Source organism: Thermogemmatispora sp. (genome assembly GCF_019683755.1).
Classification (GTDB): domain Bacteria; phylum Chloroflexota; class Ktedonobacteria; order Ktedonobacterales; family Ktedonobacteraceae; genus Thermogemmatispora.
The window spans coordinates 1-2222 of sequence record NZ_JADGHT010000521.1 but is presented as its reverse complement, the minus strand read 5'-3'; the positions used below and the strand labels follow the sequence as shown (position 1 = coordinate 2222).

Here is a 2222-nt window from a genome sequence, read left to right as displayed (position 1 = left end):
GTTCTGACCATGACGGCCACCCCCATTCCACGCACCCTACATATGGCCCTGGTCAACCTGCGCGACATGAGCGTTATCGAGACCCCCCCCCAGGAGCGGCTGCCGATACGCACCGCCATCCGCGAGTACGACGAAGGGCTGATTCGCGAGGTGATCCTGCGCGAGCTTGACCGCGGAGGCCAGGTCTTCTTTGTCCACAACCGTGTCGCCGGTATCCAACTGCTGGCCCAGAAGCTCCAGCAGCTTGTGCCTGAGGCTCGCATCGCCGTGGCCCACGGGCAAATGAATGAAGAGCAACTAGAGCGCATCATGCTGGGTTTCGCCAACGGCGAATACGACGTGCTGGTCTCCACCACCATCATCGAAAACGGCCTGGATATCCCCAATGCCAATACGATCATTGTCAACAACGCGGCCCACTTTGGACTCGCCCAGCTCTATCAGCTACGGGGCCGCGTGGGACGCTCAGCCCAGCAAGCCTACGCCTACTTCCTTTACAACAAAGAGGCCCGGCTCACGCCTCTGCAGGAGAAGCGCCTGCGCGCGATCTTCGAAGCTACCGAGCTGGGGGCCGGTTTCCGCATCGCCATGAAGGATCTGGAACTACGTGGCGCTGGCAATCTGCTTGGTGCAGAGCAATCAGGCTTCATGAACTCGGTAGGCTTTGATCTCTATTGCAAGCTGCTGGCGGAGGCCGTGCAAGAGTTGCAAGGGAAGAAAGAAGAGACAGGCACTCCAGGGGTCACCATTGACCTGCCACTGGATGCCTATCTGCCGGATGAGTATATCGGGGATCGCACCCTTAAGGTCAATTTCTATCAGCGCCTGGCCAATCTGACCACCCATGAACAGGTGGAGGCGATCACGGCAGAACTGACCGACCGCTTTGGGGCACCGCCGCCCCCGGTGCAGAACTTGCTCACGCTCATCCGGCTCAAGATCGAGGCAGCTCACCAGGGCATCGAAGCCATCTCGCTGAAGAACAATGAACTGGTGATCACCGTCAGGCGCTCAGTGATACCCAATCGCGTTGCTCTCTACCACCGTTTTCGCAACGAGGCCCGCGTCCAGCAAGGCGTCATCCGCATTCCACGCCGCCTGCTGGGACCAAACTGGCTACAGCAGTTGAACGAGCTGCTGCCCATGATGACCACGGCTGCTTGATCTGTCTGCTTTACCAGCAGGCGGACAGGCGTGGGAAAAGGTTGGCTCACTGGCTGGCGCAACTCTCGGGTTCGTCCTGTCAGCGACCCGCTTGCTCAGTCAGATAGCGACCAATCCCTGCTCTTGTAGCTCAACCAGGATGCGCTCAATCTCCTGCACGCTCTTCTTCGTGCAGCGGGCGAGATCCGCCACTGTGCGCCGCCCGTCAACCAGGAGATAGACCGAGCGCTGTCTCCGGCTCAACAGCGATAAGACACTGAGATCGTCGCTCAAGCGCCGGGGCACCAGCCACTCAAGGCCGGGCTTATAGCTACTACCGTATGTGGATATGCCAATATATCCCGCGGCATCATCATTGACCTTCTCCGGCGCGAGAGGAAGCTGAGGATTCCCCTCGCCGCGCGCCACACTGGGCAGCAAGGGGGTCAGGCGTGCCACAGGAAGAGGGGAACTATCTGGGCGAATGGGGTAAGGAGCGTCTGGGAAAAAGGCGAAACGAATCGGGCTCCAGGTCAGCAGGAGATTAAGAGCATCCTGGCCAGCGAGCTGGCCAGCGGCAGCATAGACAGGGCGGCCTGCGCGTAAATAGATCTCCCCCTCCTCAAGCTGGCCATTGCGCAGACGCTCAACACTCAGCAGCCCTGTCTGTTGCCTTGCACGGAAAAACTCCAGTACGGGTAGAAGGCTATCAGCAGCATTTTCACGACCTTTGGCCATTAGGCATAACACTCCCTCTCAGGGTCCCTCCTAACAAGAGCCACCCGCCTCCCTTTAGGAAGCATTCGTTCTCTTGCCAGTTACTAGAGCGGGTAAGCTGTAAAACGCTGTATCCCCAGGTCTTAAAAATCCTCATATTGCTATACGTGTTATACCATAGTCACACGGGAGCGGGAAGGTGTAAAAAACATAAATATTCCCATAGGGAAGATTTTTAACGAAATTTTTATGGAGGTCCTGTTTTCAGAGGTAGGAGTAATTCATACTATAACAAGCAAGAGGGAAGGTCTGTGAAGAAAACTGAGCTATAAGCAGGAGGATGTTCTGCCTCTGGAGAGGGG

At 57.2% G+C, this 2222-nt stretch carries 2 protein-coding genes; one reads left to right on the top strand and one right to left on the bottom strand.

From position 1 onward, the window contains the following. Positions 1–1164, top strand: a 1164-nt coding sequence (locus IRZ24_RS19550; protein ID WP_297168230.1) for a TRCF domain-containing protein, incomplete at its 5' end; no start/stop codon positions are given. Between the two features lie 99 nt (positions 1165–1263). Here IRZ24_RS19550 and IRZ24_RS19545 read toward each other — a convergent pair. Next, the gene (locus tag IRZ24_RS19545; protein WP_297168227.1) at positions 1264–1881 is read right to left on the bottom strand and encodes a DUF4388 domain-containing protein; all 618 of its coding nucleotides are present in this window, start codon (positions 1879–1881) and stop codon (positions 1264–1266) included. Positions 1882–2222: the final 341 nt, after the last annotated feature.

Bases quoted from the DNA above. Each gene is read 5' to 3' on its own strand.
- IRZ24_RS19545 (WP_297168227.1), bottom strand. From the start codon at position 1,881: ATGGCCAAAGGTCGTGAAAATGCTGCTGATAGCCTTCTACCCGTACTG.